The sequence below is a fragment of the Nocardia concava NBRC 100430 genome (assembly GCF_000308815.1).
Taxonomy (GTDB): domain Bacteria; phylum Actinomycetota; class Actinomycetes; order Mycobacteriales; family Mycobacteriaceae; genus Nocardia; species Nocardia concava.
This window is the reverse complement of record NZ_BAFX01000135.1, coordinates 26,872-42,370: the sequence shown is the minus strand read 5'-3', so window position 1 is coordinate 42,370 and position 15,499 is coordinate 26,872. Positions and strand designations below refer to the sequence as shown.

The 15,499-nt window shown below is 67.6% G+C and carries 15 protein-coding genes; 9 read left to right on the top strand and 6 right to left on the bottom strand.

Annotated elements, in window-relative coordinates; translation table 11 throughout:
• The first annotated feature begins 87 nt into the window (after positions 1-87).
• Positions 88-1,278 carry an elongation factor Tu gene (tuf, locus tag ON43_RS31605; RefSeq protein ID WP_040813375.1) on the top strand — a complete coding sequence of 397 codons (1,191 nt, stop codon included), beginning with the start codon at positions 88-90 and terminating at the stop codon, positions 1,276-1,278.
• Positions 1,279-1,365: 87 nt separating this feature from the next.
• Here tuf and ON43_RS31600 read toward each other — a convergent pair whose 3' ends face one another.
• From ON43_RS31600 to ON43_RS31590, 3 genes are read right to left on the bottom strand one after another with little or no spacing between them, the layout of a single operon-like run.
• Positions 1,366-1,596: a hypothetical protein gene (locus ON43_RS31600; protein WP_040813374.1), complete on the bottom strand. Its 231-nt coding sequence runs from the start codon at positions 1,594-1,596 to the stop codon at positions 1,366-1,368.
• Positions 1,597-1,631: 35 nt separating this feature from the next.
• On the bottom strand, positions 1,632-2,426 hold the full coding sequence (locus ON43_RS31595) for a glutamate racemase (RefSeq protein ID WP_040813372.1): 795 nt from the start codon (positions 2,424-2,426) through the stop codon (positions 1,632-1,634).
• A gap of 56 nt (positions 2,427-2,482) precedes the next feature.
• Positions 2,483-3,676 (bottom strand): NAD(P)/FAD-dependent oxidoreductase, encoded by a 1,194-nt coding sequence (locus ON43_RS31590; protein WP_040813370.1) that lies wholly within the window; start codon positions 3,674-3,676, stop codon positions 2,483-2,485.
• Positions 3,677-3,833: 157 nt separating this feature from the next.
• Between ON43_RS31590 and ON43_RS31585 the strand changes: the two genes are divergently transcribed.
• The 6 genes from ON43_RS31585 to ON43_RS31560 all read left to right on the top strand — a co-directional run bounded on the left by ON43_RS31585 (position 3,834) and on the right by ON43_RS31560 (position 9,208).
• Complete coding sequence (locus ON43_RS31585) at positions 3,834-4,184, top strand: SPW repeat protein (RefSeq protein WP_040813369.1); 351 nt, start codon at positions 3,834-3,836, stop codon at positions 4,182-4,184.
• A 145-nt stretch (positions 4,185-4,329) separates the two neighbouring features.
• A complete protein-coding gene (locus ON43_RS31580) occupies positions 4,330-4,944 on the top strand; it encodes a TetR/AcrR family transcriptional regulator (RefSeq protein ID WP_040813367.1) in 615 nt (204 codons plus the stop codon).
• A 190-nt stretch (positions 4,945-5,134) separates the two neighbouring features.
• Positions 5,135-6,280, top strand: a complete 1,146-nt coding sequence (locus ON43_RS31575; protein ID WP_083913870.1) for a lipase family protein — start codon at positions 5,135-5,137, stop codon at positions 6,278-6,280.
• Between the two features lie 145 nt (positions 6,281-6,425).
• Positions 6,426-7,415, top strand: a complete 990-nt coding sequence (locus ON43_RS31570) for a hypothetical protein (protein ID WP_157514256.1) — start codon at positions 6,426-6,428, stop codon at positions 7,413-7,415.
• Positions 7,416-7,565: 150 nt separating this feature from the next.
• Positions 7,566-8,324 (top strand): DNA alkylation repair protein, encoded by a 759-nt coding sequence (locus tag ON43_RS31565; protein ID WP_040813362.1) that lies wholly within the window; start codon positions 7,566-7,568, stop codon positions 8,322-8,324.
• A gap of 302 nt (positions 8,325-8,626) precedes the next feature.
• On the top strand, positions 8,627-9,208 hold the full coding sequence (locus ON43_RS31560) for a transglycosylase SLT domain-containing protein (protein ID WP_040813361.1): 582 nt from the start codon (positions 8,627-8,629) through the stop codon (positions 9,206-9,208).
• A 105-nt stretch (positions 9,209-9,313) separates the two neighbouring features.
• Here ON43_RS31560 and ON43_RS31555 read toward each other — a convergent pair whose 3' ends face one another.
• The gene (locus tag ON43_RS31555; RefSeq protein ID WP_040813360.1) at positions 9,314-10,369 is read right to left on the bottom strand and encodes a ferredoxin--NADP reductase; all 1,056 of its coding nucleotides are present in this window, start codon (positions 10,367-10,369) and stop codon (positions 9,314-9,316) included.
• 41 nt (positions 10,370-10,410) lie between these two features.
• Positions 10,411-11,031 carry a mycofactocin system transcriptional regulator MftR2 gene (mftR2, locus tag ON43_RS31550; RefSeq protein WP_051179511.1) on the bottom strand — a complete coding sequence of 207 codons (621 nt, stop codon included), beginning with the start codon at positions 11,029-11,031 and terminating at the stop codon, positions 10,411-10,413.
• A 218-nt stretch (positions 11,032-11,249) separates the two neighbouring features.
• Between mftR2 and mftF the strand changes: the two genes are divergently transcribed.
• Positions 11,250-12,650, top strand: coding sequence for a mycofactocin biosynthesis glycosyltransferase MftF (mftF, locus tag ON43_RS31545; RefSeq protein WP_040813358.1), 1,401 nt, complete (start codon positions 11,250-11,252; stop codon positions 12,648-12,650).
• Here mftF and ON43_RS31540 read toward each other — a convergent pair.
• Positions 12,647-13,915 (bottom strand): cytochrome P450, encoded by a 1,269-nt coding sequence (locus ON43_RS31540; RefSeq protein ID WP_051179510.1) that lies wholly within the window; start codon positions 13,913-13,915, stop codon positions 12,647-12,649. The genes mftF and ON43_RS31540 overlap by 4 nt on opposite strands.
• A 128-nt stretch (positions 13,916-14,043) precedes the next feature.
• Between ON43_RS31540 and ON43_RS31535 the strand changes: the two genes are divergently transcribed.
• Complete coding sequence (locus ON43_RS31535; protein ID WP_040813354.1) at positions 14,044-15,396, top strand: GAF domain-containing protein; 1,353 nt, start codon at positions 14,044-14,046, stop codon at positions 15,394-15,396.
• The last annotated feature ends 103 nt before the right edge of the window (positions 15,397-15,499 follow it).

Genomic DNA, 15,499 nt, shown 5'->3' with positions numbered 1-15,499 from the left:
CCGTCCCGAGTGGTCGTCGATCGACCCCAAGTAATACAAACCGCACTGCTGCAAAAAGCACGCACTAACTAGTCCAGGAGGACAACAGTGGCGAAGGCGAAGTTCGAGCGGACGAAGCCCCACGTCAACATCGGCACCATTGGTCACGTCGACCACGGCAAGACCACGCTGACCGCGGCGATCACCAAGGTGCTGGCTGACAAGTACCCGGACCTGAACGCGGCCTTCGCGTTCGACCAGATCGACAAGGCGCCGGAGGAGAAGGCTCGTGGTATCACGATCAACATCTCCCACGTCGAGTACCAGACCGAGAAGCGCCACTACGCGCACGTCGACGCCCCGGGCCACGCGGACTACATCAAGAACATGATCACCGGTGCCGCCCAGATGGACGGCGCGATCCTGGTCGTGGCCGCCACCGACGGCCCGATGCCGCAGACCCGTGAGCACGTGCTGCTCGCCCGCCAGGTCGGCGTTCCTTACATCCTTGTCGCGCTGAACAAGTCCGACATGGTCGACGACGAGGAAATCCTCGAGCTCGTCGAGATGGAGGTCCGCGAGCTGCTGGCTTCGCAGGAGTTCGACGAGGATGCCCCCGTCGTGCGCGTCTCCGGCCTGAAGGCCCTCGAGGGTGACGAGAAGTGGGCGCAGTCCGTTCTCGACCTGATGAACGCCGTCGACGAGTCGATCCCGGACCCGGTCCGTGAGACCGACAAGCCCTTCCTGATGCCGATCGAGGACGTCTTCACGATCACCGGTCGTGGCACCGTCGTCACCGGTCGTATCGAGCGCGGCATCATCAACGTGAACGAGGAAGTCGAGATCGTCGGCATCCGTGAGAAGGTCACCAAGACCACCATCACGGGCATCGAGATGTTCCGCAAGCTCCTCGACAACGGCCAGGCGGGCGACAACGTCGGTCTGCTGGTCCGTGGTATCAAGCGCGAAGATGTCGAGCGTGGCCAGGTCGTCGTGAAGCCGGGCACCACCACCCCGCACACCGAGTTCGAGGGCCAGGCGTACATCCTGTCGAAGGACGAGGGCGGCCGCCACACCCCGTTCTTCAACAACTACCGCCCGCAGTTCTACTTCCGTACCACCGACGTGACCGGCGTCGTGACCCTCCCCGAGGGCACCGAGATGGTCATGCCGGGCGACAACACCGAGATGAGCGTCAAGCTGATCCAGCCGGTCGCCATGGACGAGGGCCTGCGTTTCGCGATCCGTGAGGGTGGCCGCACCGTCGGTGCCGGTCGCGTCACCAAGATCATCAAGTGATTTCCTGAATCACCTGGTGATTCCTTGAATCGCTAGCAAGCGGCGTCGCTCCGAAAGGAGCGGCGCCGCTTGTGTTTTCGGGGGTCTTCAGGACTTGCGGGGCTCGCCGTTCTCGTCGATCCAATCGGTGACGGCGGTGCCGGAGACCATGCCGTCGCTGCCGGGCAGGACGCTCGGCCGGCGCTCGTCCTTGTAGCTCTCGGCCATGCGATGGGCCTGGGCGCGATGCTCGTCGGTCACCTCGGGCTCCGGGGTCCGCTCGGGCTCCGGGGTCCGCTCGGGCTCCGGAGTGACGGGCCGTTCTTCTTTCGTGGTCATGTCGCAGACCTGCCCGGCTCGGCCGGGATCAAACGTCAGAGCTGTTGCGCGGCAGTGATCTTGCCGTCCGCCGGGGTCGCGCCCAGGATCCGGCCGGATTCGAAAGCGGCTGCGGCAGCGGGCAATTCGCCGGATCGGCCACTGACCATGACGCGCACACGGCCGCCACCGGCGCTCGGGCGGCCCAGGGCGTCCAGGCGGCGCAGGGTCTGGCCCGCAACGGCTTCCGCGCTGTCGAAGACGCGGACACCGGCCGGCAGCGCGGCGAGGATGTCGTCCAGGACGAGCGGGTAATGGGTGCAGCCCAGCACGATGCCCTCGGTGTCGGCGGGGGTGCGCGCGGCCGCGTCGGCAATGGCCTCGGCGATGACGGGCAGATCCCCGCGGTCGATGGCATCGGCCAGGCCGTGGCAGGCGACCCCGGTGATATCCGCGTCGCCGCCGAAGCGGGCGATCAGGTCGGCCTGGTAGGCGCTGGCGGTGGTGGCCGCGGTCGCCCAGACAGCGACCTTCCGGCAAGCGGCGGCCGCGGGCTTGATCGCGGGCACGGTGCCGATCACGGGCACGCCGGGGCCGACCATGGCGCGGACGTGTTCGAGGGCGGTGACGCTGGCCGTATTGCACGGCAGCACAATGACTTCCGCGCCCTCGCGCAGGGCGAGGCGCGCGGTGTCCAGTACCCGGTCGATGACCCACTGCTCCGGTTTCGGCCCCCACGGCGCGCCGTCGGGATCATTGAGCAGCAGCAGGTCGAGATCGGGCCGCAGCTTCCGCAACCAGGCGGCCGTGGGCAGCAGCCCCAGTCCGGAGTCGATGAGCGCGACGATCACACCTAGCACGGTAATGAAGACCCCGGCGATACCGCGAACCGCGGGGTCGATACCGCTCAGCCGACGGCGGTGGGCCTCAGGTTCGCGGCGAGTTCCGCCCGGGCCTTCATGACCTTGCCGACCATGCTCGCGCCCACCACGGCGACCAGCTGGCCCGCGCGCAGGTAATGGGCGAGGAACTTGCGCCCCTTGTCCTCCACGACGCGGATCTCGTCGGCCAGCGCGGGGATCCCCAGCACCTGAATCTTCATGTCGTACTGGTCGCTCCAGACGTACGGCACCTGGACGTCGGCACTCGCCTCGGTACCGAGCAGCGCCGCGGCCAGCGCCTGCGCCTGCTCGCCCGCATTGGTCCAGTGCTCCACACGCTTGAGACGGCCGCTGGCATGCGGCCAGGCGGCCACATCGCCGACCGCCCAGACGCCGGGAACCGAGGTGCGGCCGGTCTCGTCGGCGAGCACGCCGCCGCCCTCGCCGGGCGCGGCGAGCGGAATGCCGGAGTCGGCCAGCCAGTCGGTGACCGGCACCGAGCCGATACCGATGACCACCAGGTCGGCGTCGATGACGCCGCCGTCCGCCAGGCGCACGCCGCTGACCGAGTCGCCCTCGGTGACAAGCGATTCCATGCCGACTCCGCAGCGCACCTCGACGCCCTCGGATTCGTGCAGCCGGGTCACCAGCGCGCCCACCTCCGCGCCGAGCGCGGCGAACAGGGGAGTGGGCTGTGGTTCGACGATGGTCACGTCGAGACCGCGCGCCCGGAAGCTCGCCGCGAGTTCGCAGCCGATGAATCCCGCGCCGACGATGACGGCCTTGCGCGCGCCCGCCAAATGGTCGCGCAGCCCGGCGGCGTCCTCGTGCGAGCGCAGCACGTGCACCCCGGAAACCTCGGGCAGTCCCGGAATGCGACGCGGCCGCAAACCCGTGGCGATCACCAGGGCGTCGTAGCCCAGCTCGCTGCCATCGGACAGCCGGACCCGCCGCGCGGTGGTGTCGACCCCGGTGGCGGTGGCGCCCAGCCGTAACTGAATCCGCTCCTCCGCGTAGAACTCGGCGGGCCGCAGGGCGGTGTCGTCGGTCTCGCCGCGCATGTACTGCTTGGACAGCGGCGGCCGGTCGTAGGGCGCTCGGTTCTCATCGCCGAGCAGGGTGATCTCGCCCGGGTAACCCGCACGTCGCAGCTCTTCGGCGGTGCGGAGTCCCGCCAGCCCCGCACCCACTATTAGAACGTGTTCTACCGAGTCCGACATGCGGTAACCATATCGGTTCCCGAGCACGCGCATCGATGTGTCGCGCGTCACACCCGAACTGCGGCCGAAGCGTATCCGAGCATTGATTGATCGGGCGGTCAATCAGGAATACAACGAAAGCAGAACATATTCCCTCGCCTTTCAAAGGAGGCATTCCATGTTCACCGTGAGTCGCGCCGAGCAGGCCGTAACCGTCGTGCTCGGCGCAGTCGCCGCGCTGTCCCCGATCTGGGTGGCGCACAGCAACCGCGCACTGTGGTCCCTCGTGGTGCTCGGCGTGCTGATCGCACTCGCGGGCCTGTCCCAGCTCACCGACCGGGCCAGCTCCTGGACCGGCCGCGCGCTCGGCGTGCTGGGCGTCCTGATGTTCATCTCCCCGTGGGTGATGAACTTCCACTCCTACAGCAACGCCTCGTGGGTTGCGTGGATCGTGGGTGCGTTGACGGTGGTGGTCGCATTGGCCGAGATGCCCGAGGTTGCGGGTCGTTTCGGCGCCGCGGCGCACTGACCGGTACCGGGCACGCCGGCCTCGGGACCCCCGTGACCGCGGGAGAGTCCCGAGGTCGGCGTATCCGCGCGTTATGCTTGTCGTCTACGTCCGCCCGACCGGTGGCGGAAGCCTCCGCTCGTGAGCGTGAGGAGGAAGTCGAGCAGTGCCCACACCACGGCGTCGTCGCAGCAAGAAGACCGACGGGGATGCTCGCCAGCTCATCCTCGATGCTGCCGAAAGGCTCTTCGCGGCAAATGGATTCGACGCGACCCCCACGGCCTCGATCGCCGATGCGGCCGGGGTGCCGAAGGGCCTGGTCTTCTATTACTTCCCGACCAAGGGCGCGATTCTCTCGGCCCTGATGGAGGAGCGGGTTCCGCCGCAGCCGCTCGATGACATCGAATCCGTGGTGGTCCCCGGCGATCCGGCCAAGAGCCTGGTCAATATGGACGCCGCGCTGAATCTGCGCGACAACCACTCCTCGGTGCTGCGGGTGATCATGTGGCGCGAGGCCGACACCCATCCGGATGTGCGGAAACAATTGCGCCGCATGCGTGATCAGCTGCTCGACGCGACCGCGTGGGTGCTGGCGGCGAGCACGCCCACCCCGGTGCAGCCGGGGACGCTGCGGGCCTGCGCGGCGGCGTGGGTGTCGGCCATGCTGGCCATCGCGAGCACCGATCGGTTGCATGCCCTGGACGGGGTGCCGCTGCCGACGGCCGACGAGATCATGAACGTGGCCCAGGTGGTCGCGGCGGGCATGACCCAGATGGGCTGAGCCCGGCCATATTTCGCCGGCCGAAAATGTTTGCTGGCGTGTCGCTATATCTTCTTCACGACTCCCGGACGACACTCGTCATGGGTTAAGCGTGTGATTTTCACTGCGAAGATCGTGGAGGAACCTGGTGAAGGCCAAGTGGTTGCTGCGTGCGCTCGGAATCCTGACGACGGGTCTGGCCCTGGCCGGAATGACGCCTGTGGCACAGGCGGATCCGATCTATCCCGCGCCCGATCCGGATCCGTTCTACGCGCAACCGGCCGATCTCGCCGAGCGCAATCCGGGTGACGTGCTGGCGGTGCGGTCCATGCCGCCGCTGCCGATCTTCCCGGACACCACCGTCACCCTGGTGAAGTTCCGGTCCACCAATTCGGAGGGCGGCCCGATCGCCGCCGTCACCACCGTGCTCACCCCGCGTGAGCATCGGACCGACGGACCCCTGCTGTCCTATCAGCACATCATCAACGGCCTCGGCGCCGACTGCGCGGTGTCGCGGGTGCTGTACACCAGCGATCCGAATCTGTATGTGAAGGAAGCCGTCGCGCTGAACGGCGCGCTGCGGCGCGGCTGGTCGGTGGCGCTGCCGGATCATCTCGGCCCGAATTCGGCTTATGGCGCGGCCAAATTGGGCGGGCAGATCACGCTGGACGGTATTCGCGCGGCCCAGCGGCTGCCCGAATTGGGTTTGGGCAACAGCGAGGTGGCCATGGCCGGATACTCCGGCGGCGGCATGGCGACCGCGTGGGCCGCGGCGCTCGCGCCCCGCTACGCGCCGGAGCTGAAGCTCGCGGGCGCGGCCACCGGCGGGGTGCCGATGAATCTGGTGAAGATGGTGAACTCCCTGGGCCTGCAGCCGCATCCGGCGTTCGGGCTGGCCATGGCGGCGGCGATCGGGCTGGAGCGCGAGTATCCGGATCGGCTGCCGATCAGCACCCAGATGAACCCGGCGGGCCTGGCCGCCCGCAATGCCATGGCCAATGGCTGCACCAACGAGATCATGGCGATCGGCGCGGGTCACAGCGCCCGTGAATTCGCCGCCAGCACTTCGATGATCGACGATCCGACCGTGATGGCGGTGCTGGAGGAGAACAGCCTCGAGCTGTACGACGGGGTGCCGAATATCCCGGTCTTCGAATGGCATTCGCCGAGCGATCCGCTGATTCCGGTGGACGCCATCGTGAATACCGATCGCCGCTATTGCGCGGCCGGGGTGCGCCTGGACATGGATATGAATCCGTCGCCGGAGCATCTGTCCGCGGCGGTGCTGGGCCTGCCGGACGCCTTCGCCTGGATCGATGCGCGCCTGCGCGGGGAACCCGCGCCGTCCAACTGCTGAGATCCGTGTCGCGTCAATGCCCCGATACCCTTGATCGTGTATCGCTTTCACGGTGTGCGCTGCCGTGTTTCACGATGTGCGCTGGCGTGCCAGGAATCGTGGCCCGACTCGCCTCCGGTAGCGCGGCCCGGTAAGAATGGCGGCCATGGATGCCGATTTCACTGCCGGTCCGGGAGATTCGCGCCCCGCGCGCCAGCCGGGCTACCGCCTCACCCACCCGGATACCGCGTCGCCGGGCACCTCGCCGAACCCGGTGCTCACCGGCATCGACACCGGCAGCCACGGTGGCCTGGGCCGCAATGGCCAGGACGTGCAGGCGGTGCAGTGGTCCTCCGCGCCCGTAACCCTGCGCAGCGCACCGGAATCCGATGCGCTGCCGCGCCGGCTGGCCCCGGATCTGCCGCAGCGCACCGCGGATCCGGAGGCGGTGGCCGCGCGCCTGGCCGCCGATGAGCCGTTCGCGGCCCGCATCACCACCGACCTCGACGCGTACGCCGCGCCCGCCACGAACGGGGAGCCCTTCGCGGCGCACCCGGCCACCAACGGCTCGCCGTTCGCCACCCGCACCACCGCGCAGGAAGACGTCTTCGGCGCGAGCCCGGTCATCGACGAGCCCGTCGTCTCCCGCCGCTACGCCCCGGACCCCGAACCCGCCGTCCGGCCCGAGCACCCGGTCCGGCTGGAGAGCATGGAGGCCGTCGCCGCCTCGCTGCGCGAGAGCGTCCAGGACGTGCCGAGCGAGCCGGTGCCCGCCCCCGCACCCAAGGCCCCGTCCCGCCGCCGCGCGGCCCCGGAGCCGGAACCGGTTGTCGCGCAGCAGGAATCGGCTCCTGTCGAGTCGGAGCCGACACCTCGCGAATCGAAGTCGGCCGAGTTCCGCACCAGCGACGCCACCATCGAACTGCACCACATCATGCGACTGCTGACGGCCAGCCACGATCTGGACGAGGCTGCGAAAGCAGCCGAAAGCGGCGAGATCACCGTCGCCGAATTTGCCCAGGCCGCACGCCGCACTCGCGCGGCAGCCGTCGATATCGTCGCGGCCTGGTACGGCGGCTCCGACCACATGCGGAAATTCGGCGAGGTGCTGTTACAGGCCGCGGCTGAAAGCTCCCCCGCCCCTCCGCGCCTTTAGCGGCGGGCTCAGGAGCGTAGCCAGTTTCGCATCCGGACCGCGGTGGGGTGCCGAAACGATTTTGGACGTACCCGGGGAGTTACCCCGACCGTTACGAGATCAGTCGTCGCCTTAGTATTCGGTCGAGAGCCCACCGATGCGGGAGGCGCGATGAGCGGGACCGGCATAGCAGCGAATGACCTGACCGCGGCGGCGGTACAGGCGGAATTGGCGGCGCTCGCCGATCCTGCCGATGCCGTGCATCTGCAGCGGTTTTTCAAGACGGGGCCCGGGGAGTACGGGGAGGGTGATGTTTTTCTCGGCGTCCGGGTTCCGCAGACCCGGAAGGCCGTGAAACGTTTTGCGGGCATGCCGCTTTCGGAGATCGACAAGCTGCTGGATTCTCCGGTGCACGAACACCGGCTGGCCGGGCTGGTGATTCTGAATGGGGAGATGGCGAAGGCGTCGCGCAAACGCGGGGGAGACGAGGCGCGGCAGCGCGAAATCGTCGAGCTGTATCTGGCCGCCGTGCGGCGCGGGCGGGTGAACAACTGGGATCTGGTCGATGCTTCGGCCGAGTTCATTCTGGGGCCGTGGTTCGCCGAGCGCCCGCGCGATCTGCTCTTCGAATTCGCGGCGGCGGATTCACTGTGGGAGCGGCGGGTGGCGCTGCTCACCACCTTCGCCTTCATCAAGCAGGGCGATACCTCGACGACTCTCGATCTGTGTGAGCGACTCCTCTCCGATCGCCGGGATCTGATTCAGAAGGCGCTCGGCTGGATGCTGCGGGAGATCGGCAAACGGGTGGATGCCGCGATTCTCACCGGATTTCTGGACGCGCACGCCGCGGATATGGGCCGCACGGCACTGAGTTACGCGACCGAACATCTGACCCCTGAGCAGCGGATTCATTACCGCGCACAGCGGTGAAATCGACGCTGCCGGATTGCTGTGACATACCGCTCGGCCTACAAACACTGACTGTTCACCCTGTGTTCAGTTTACGTTAACCTAGCGCAATCATTCTGTGATCAGTCGGCGACGGCCGATACCAGCTCGAAACGAGCTGGTACCCCTCGCGCGGAGACCGCCAACCTTGGGCGAGAGCGCGATCGAACGGTGATTGCTCGGAAATTTCCGAGTCCCGTTCTCCCACATTGCACATCAATCCATGCAGTGCGTCGACGGGTTCTCCCGGGAACCCGTCGTGGTCAGCGCTGCGCCGTGTCGCCATGCCTTTGAAAAAACTGATCTCCCAGCCCAAGGCCGCCGTCGCTCTCGCGCTGGCCGCCACCGCCGTGGTCGCCGCCTCCGGCACCGCCTCCGCCGACGTCATCAATGGCGTCCCGCCGGAGTTCCAGGCCACCGCCCAGCAGGTTCAGCAGCAGGCCGTCCAGATCAATGACGGTCTGCCCGCGCCGCAGCAGGACCAGATCCGCCAGTGGGTCGAGACCCTGCCCGCGCCCTTCAACCAGCTGCTGCCCCCGACCTTCGCGAACGACCTCGACGGCTGGATCAAGAACGCGCTGTACGTGATGAACCAGCACGGCATTCCGGGCAGCTACGACGGCATCTTCCGCAATATCCAGCGCGAGTCCGGCGGCAACCCGCAGGCCATCAACCTCTACGACTCGAATGCCGCCGCCGGCATTCCGTCCAAGGGCCTGCTCCAGGTGATCGACCCGACCTTCCAGGCGTACCACGTCGACGGTACGTCGTGGGATATCTACGACCCGGTCGCGAATATCGCGGCGGCCTGCAACTACGCGGCTCACCGCTACGGTTCGATCGACAACGTCTTCGGGGCTTACTAGCCGAAGGGCCGCAAAGAATTTCGGCCGCCGCGTGATTCACGCGGCGGCCGAATTCGTTGGGGGGTTCGGGGGCGAAGCCCCTGAGAGTCCCGAGAGTTGGTTATCTCAGAACTGGATCTTCAGGTGATCGGTCACCGGCCGCGCCTGGCAGCCCAGGATGTAGCCGTTGGCGATGTCCTCGGGATCGAGAATTTCCGCGTTCTCCATTTCGACCTCACCCTCGAGCACGGTGCACGCGCACGATCCGCATTCGCCCTCGAGGCAGGAATACGGCACGTCGATGCCCTTCGAGAGCATGATGTCGACCAGCGTCTGACTGCGCGGCCACGTCAATTCGTGCGTCTCGCCGTCCAATTCGACCTCGACGCTGGCGGCGTCGGCGGCCTCCTCCTCGGTGATCTCGGTCGGCGCGACCTCGGCGAACGGATCGCCGGACAGCGAATTGAACACCTCCGCGTGAGTCCGGTTGCGCGGCATGCCGATCTGGCCGAGCGCGTCGTGGACGCGGTCCATGAACGGCTTGGGCCCGCACATGAACGCCTCGTACCCGGCGTACGGCGCGACCAGGGTGGCCAGCGCGTCGGCGGTGGGCAGCCCCTGCAGGTGCTCGAGCCAGTGGATGACGACCAGCCGCTGCGGGTGCTTGTCGGCGAGTTCGCGCAGTTCGCCCGCGAAGATGACCGACTCGTGGTCGCGGTTGGCGTAGACCACGACGATGCGCCCGTTGCCGCGCGAGAGCGCCGACTTGAGGATGGACATCACCGGGGTGACGCCGCTGCCGGCCGCGAACAGCAGCAGGTCCTCGTCGAGGTTCTTGGGCGTGAAGACGCCCGAGGGCGGCAGCACCTCGAGGGTGTCGCCCGCTTTCACGTTGTCGCACACCCAGTTCGAGGCGTAGCCGTCGGCGGTGCGCTTGACGGTCACCTTCGGCTTGTCGTCGGTGTGGGGCGAGCTGGCCAGCGAGTAGCAGCGGGCGACGGACCCGGTGAGGTCGCTGGGGATGCGCAGGGTCAGGAACTGGCCGGGCGAGTAGGCGAAGCGCTCACGCAGGTCCTCGGGCACGTCGAATACCAGCGAGCAGGAGTCGGCCGTCTCGTTGATGACCGCGGAGACCCGCAGCACGGCCGATCGCGAGCTGTGCGGTACGTCGACGGTGGTCATAGTGTCCTCTCGAACCGAAACTAGAACGTGTTCTAGTTTCACTATACGATGCTGTCCCGTTGGCGGACAAGCTGAGCCTCCAGGCCCGCGATCAGCACGTCCATCGAGAAGTCGTAGGAGTACCTGCCGCGCAGATCGGCCAGATGCTTGGTGGCGCGCTCCACTGCTTCCGGGAGTACCCGATCCACCAGTGCATTACGGTCGCGCGGGTTCACCTTCGAGCGGCCGAACAGGTAGGTGTGGATGGTGGCGTAGGCGGAGAGCACATTGCGCTCGTCGAATCCGGCGTCGAAGAGGATTTCCATCACGGCGGCGATGAGATCGAGCTGTTTGCCCAGCATCTGCTCGATCAGAACATCGCCGAGACCGGGATGTTTGCGCAATTTCTCGTCGATCTGGTCGATCAGATCGCGCAACCGCATTTGCCACGAACCGAATTCGGGTGGGGGCTTGCGCACTCCGGTGAGCGCGGCGGTGGCGACCAGATCGAGTAGCTCGCGCTTGTCGGCGACGTAGTAATAGGGGGCCATCGGAGAAACTCCGAGTTCGCGGGAGAGCCGGCGCATGGACAGCTTCTCCACGCCGTCCTGCCGGACCACCCGCAGGGCGGCCTCGACGATCTCGGATTCCGAGAGGGTGTTGCCGCCCCCACTTGTCTGCATGCGCCCGACTCCCATACCGCCTCGACCACTATGAGGACGCGATGCCGTCCCCGACCTGTTCAACCGCCAATTTTCCTCACGCAGTGTAGAGCGCCACCGACTTCGGCAGTCGAGCTACGGTCCGACGCGAACCCGTGCGATGAGAAGTAGCGGGCAAATTCCGCACTGCCAGCGTGGCAATCATCATTGCTACTGGTGTGCTGACTTAGCATTCGGGAATGCGCCATGATCGCCTTCCCGATGGTTTCGGGGTGCGAATCGATCCCAAGGTGCGCACTTATTCCGGTGGACGGCTCCTGGTCGGCGGCACGCCGACGAGGTTGCTACGGCTCGCGCCGGAAGCTGCGGCCTTGATCGGTGACGGCTACCTCGAGGTGACCGACCCCGCGTCGGCTCGGGTTGCCAGACGTCTTCTGGATTCCGGCGTGGCCAATCCGCGCCCGCGGCTGCTGCCGTCGCTGGAGGACGTGACCGTGATCGTGCCGGTGCACAACAACGCTCCCGAGCTGCCGCGGCTGCTGTCGGCGCTGCGCGGGCACACCGTGATCGTGGTGGACGACGGATCGGACGCACCGGTGCGGATTCCGGAGTCGCGCGGCAACCGCTGCCGGATCACCGTGCTGCGCCGGGATCGCCGGCACGGTGTGGCCGCCGCCCGCAATTACGGATTGCGGGCCGCGTCAACCGAATTCGTGGCCTTCCTGGACCCGGACGTGGTGCCCCGCACCGGCTGGCTGGAGGTCATGCTCGGCCATTTCAGCGATCCCAAGGTGGCGTTGGTGGCCCCGCGCATCCTGGCCATGGATCCGGATTCGACGCTGCTGGCCCGCTACGAGCACACCCGCGGTTCGGTGCACCGCGGCCGCCGCGAGTCGGCGGTGCACGCGCACGGCCCGGTGCCCTACGTGCCGAGTTCGGCGGTGCTGGTGCGCCGCCTGGCCCTGCTGGCCGAGGGCGGTTTCGACGAGTCCATGGCCGCGGGCGGCGATGTCGACCTGTGCTGGCGGCTGGACCGCGCGGGCTGGCGGCTGCGCTACGAACCGGCCGCCCGGGTGGCGCACAGCAATCCGGTCTCGCTGCGAAAGTGGTTCGCCCACAAGGTCACCCACGGTACCGGCGTGGCCCCGCTGGCCCAGCGGCATCCGGGCCTGGCCTCGCCGCTGTCACTACCGATCTGGACCGCGGTGTCGGCCGCGCTGCTGAGCACGCTGTCCGGCTGGGGCGTGTTCGGCGGTCTGCTGACCATGGCCGCCACGCTGATCCGATTACGCCGGGTCTTCGCCGGGCTCGACAATCCGACGCGGGTGGCCGCCATCTATATGACGCGCGGATTCACCGGCGGCGTCTGGCGATTGGCCTCGGCCATGTGCCGGCACTATTGGCCGGTCACCCTGCTGGGCATGGTGTGCTCGCGCCGGGTCCGGCATATCGCGATCACCCTGGCCATGGCCGAGGGCCTGGCCGACTGGTTCACCCACCGGGAGCCGGGCAGCCTGGATCCGGTCCGCTATGTGCTGTGCAAACGCGTGGACGATGTGGCCTACGGCGCGGGTCTGTGGTGGGGCGCGGCCCGCATCCGCAGCGCCGCGGCGCTGAAACCCACGCTGCCGCCTACCTAGTCGGCGATCAGGCGGACCGGCATGTGCCGCACGCCGGTGTGCTTGTTGCTGCGGGTGTACTCCACAGGCCCGGTGAGCTCGGCGCTCGCGACCCGATCGAGCAGCGCGTCGAAGATGACCCGCATCTCCATCCGCGCCAGATTGGAACCGAGGCAGAAATGCCCGCCGCGCCCGAACGCCAGATGCGGATTGGGCCGCCGTCCGATATCGAAGCGGTGCGGTTCGTCGAATACGCTCGCGTCCCGGTTGGCGGAGGTCCACCACAGGGTCACCTTGTCCCCGGCGCGAATTCGCCGCTCGCCCAGCACCGTGTCACGGGTGGCGGTGCGCCGGTTGTAGGAGGTGGAGGAGGCCCAGCGCAGCATTTCCTCGACGGCGCCGTCCAATTGGGAGCGATCGGCGCGCAACGACCGCCACAGTTCCGGCCGCTCGATGAACGCCAGCATCCCGACGGCGATGGAATTGCGCGTGGTCTCGCTGCCCGCCGTCATCAAAAGGCTGAACAGCATGGCCTTTTCCATATCGCTGAGCGGTTTCCCGTCGAGGGTGGCGTGCGCGGCCAGCGACATCAGGTCCTCGGCCGGATCGGCGGTCTTGGCCGCGAGCAGCCGTGCGCCGTAGGCCCGGGTCTCGGCGGTCGCGCGCCGGGTGCGTTCGGTGTCCTCGCCCAGTTCCCGATCGTCGTAGTCCAGCTTCACATTCGCCCACGCGAACAGCTGATGCCGATCCTCCTGCGGCACCCCGAGCAATTGCGCGACCGCCTGCAACGGCAGTTCGGCGGCGAGGTCGAGCAGAAAGTCGCAGTCGCCCTTGGCCACTGCCGCGTCCACGATGGTCGCGGCGCGCTGCCGCAGATCGTGCTCGATGAGCTTCAGGGTGCGCGGCGCGACGCTGGGCATGAGCAGTCGCCGCACTCCGGCGTGCCGCGGATCGTCCATCATATTGAGCAGCACCCCGACCGCCCAGTCCGCGGGCAGATCCTCGATCAGCGTCCCGCCGCCCGCGCGTTCACCGCCGGTCTCGGAGGAGTAGGTCCGCGAATCTCCCGCCACGGCAACGATGTCCGCGTATCGGCTGACCACCCAGAATCCCTCGCCGTCCGGGGTGTGCGCGGTGGGCGGATGCCACCACACCGGTTCCCGTTCCCGGAGCCGATCGAAGTCCGCGTGCGGAAACCCGTCAGCGAATCGATCGAGGTCGGTCAGGTCGATGTCCTCCACGGCCCCACTGTGCCACGATCGAACCTCTGACTGAACAGGTTCCATTTAACTAAATGCTGCGTAGCTCACATTCCCGGTCGAGGGTGTCGCTGTGTGACCTGTCGGACAAACGTCCTGCTTCCGCCTTGAGGTCTCAGGTGTGTCGGTACTCTTTGGGGCGGAAAGAAAGGCAAATGGTCAGCAATCTCGCAGGTGGAGGCCAGCCCCACCACGGCGTCGAACCGGGCAGTCAACTCGGGGCGCTCGAAACGTATGCCGCCCAGGCGCATGGATACCTCAGCGTGGGCGGCGATCAGCTGGGGCAGCTACCCGGTTTGCTGCGGCCGATGGTCCTGGAATCATGGCTGCGCAGCGTGCGCGGTGGCGTGGATCCCATGGACGACGGTGACGGTCGGGGCCTGCGCGGGGCGGATTTGGCGCGCTATCGCGACGCCCACGCCATTGCCGCGGTCATGCCGTTGGTGGACAAGCTATTACTGCGCGATGCGACCAGCACCGGCCTGATCGTGGTGGTGGCCGACCAGTTCGGCCGCGTGCTCTCGGTGCACGGCAATGCCGATCGGGTGCAGGCCGCCGCGGAGGCGGGCCTGCGCGAGGGCAATGATCTGAGCGAGCGCCGGGTCGGCACCAATGCCGTCGGCCTGGTGGTACGCACCGGCCGCGCGGCCTGGATCCACGGGCCCGAGCACTTCCTGCACCGCATGCACCAGATCACGGGAGCCGCTGCGCCGGTGCACGATCCGGACGGCCGCCTGGTGGGTGTGCTGATGATCGCGGGCGGGGTGCGGGTGGCACGCCCGGAGATCCTGGCGCTGGTGAAGGCGGCGGCCACGGCCGCGGAGATGGATCTGCTGCTGGCCGCGGTGCGTTCGGGTCAGGACCGGCGCGCGCACGCCGATGCCCCGGAGCCGGAGCGGCTCGGGCTGGAGGTGCTCGGGCTGGGGCAGCCGCAGCTGACCGTGGCGGGGGAGCGAGTTCCCTTGTCGCAGCGGCATGCCGAGATCCTGCTGCTGCTGGCCGAGCACACCGAGGGCCTGTCGGCCGATCACCTGGCGCTGCTGCTCGACGACGCCGATCTGGACAACGCCACCATTCGCGCGGCCATGTCGCGGCTGCGGTCGGTGGTCGGCTCGAATGTGTTCGGTTCGCGCCCCTACCGTTTGCGCGTTCCGATCGCCACCGATGTGGAGGCGCTGCGCGCCGCACTGGATTCCGGTGATGTGGATACCGCCGTGCGTTTGTACGCGGGTCCGGTCCTGCCGCGTTCGACCGCGCCGGGAGTTATAGACATTCGCGATGAATTGCGAGTTCGGCTGCGCACCGCCGTCTTACGGTCGGGCGACACTTCGGTGCTGAGCCGGTGGACCGCCGGCGCCGAGGGGCGTGACGATGCGGCCGCGTGGGCGGCCTACCGCGCCACCGTTGATCGGGAGTCTCCGCTGTACGCGCAGATCGAAGCCAAGATTCGCGTGCTCGATCGGCGCATGGGCGCCGATGCAACGCAGTTGCAACGTTTCGACTCATAGTCTCCACATCCGAAAGTGCGGTCTGTCACACCGCCGCCTCGCCATGTGGTCGTACCCACATTCATCGCGATCTTCGCGTGAGCTCTGCTCCCAACTAGACGCT

Coding starts and splice junctions, on each gene's coding strand:
- ON43_RS31535 (WP_040813354.1), top strand. CDS start 14,044: ATGGTCAGCAATCTCGCAGGTGGAGGCCAGCCCCACCACGGCGTCGAA.
- ON43_RS31560 (WP_040813361.1), top strand. CDS start 8,627: ATGCCTTTGAAAAAACTGATCTCCCAGCCCAAGGCCGCCGTCGCTCTC.
- ON43_RS31570 (WP_157514256.1), top strand. CDS start 6,426: ATGGATGCCGATTTCACTGCCGGTCCGGGAGATTCGCGCCCCGCGCGC.
- mftR2 (WP_051179511.1), bottom strand. CDS start 11,031: ATGCAGACAAGTGGGGGCGGCAACACCCTCTCGGAATCCGAGATCGTC.
- ON43_RS31575 (WP_083913870.1), top strand. CDS start 5,135: ATGACGCCTGTGGCACAGGCGGATCCGATCTATCCCGCGCCCGATCCG.
- ON43_RS31585 (WP_040813369.1), top strand. CDS start 3,834: ATGTTCACCGTGAGTCGCGCCGAGCAGGCCGTAACCGTCGTGCTCGGC.
- ON43_RS31540 (WP_051179510.1), bottom strand. CDS start 13,915: ATGGAACCTGTTCAGTCAGAGGTTCGATCGTGGCACAGTGGGGCCGTG.
- ON43_RS31590 (WP_040813370.1), bottom strand. CDS start 3,676: ATGTCGGACTCGGTAGAACACGTTCTAATAGTGGGTGCGGGGCTGGCG.
- ON43_RS31600 (WP_040813374.1), bottom strand. CDS start 1,596: ATGACCACGAAAGAAGAACGGCCCGTCACTCCGGAGCCCGAGCGGACC.
- mftF (WP_040813358.1), top strand. CDS start 11,250: ATGCGCCATGATCGCCTTCCCGATGGTTTCGGGGTGCGAATCGATCCC.
- ON43_RS31565 (WP_040813362.1), top strand. CDS start 7,566: ATGAGCGGGACCGGCATAGCAGCGAATGACCTGACCGCGGCGGCGGTA.
- ON43_RS31555 (WP_040813360.1), bottom strand. CDS start 10,369: ATGACCACCGTCGACGTACCGCACAGCTCGCGATCGGCCGTGCTGCGG.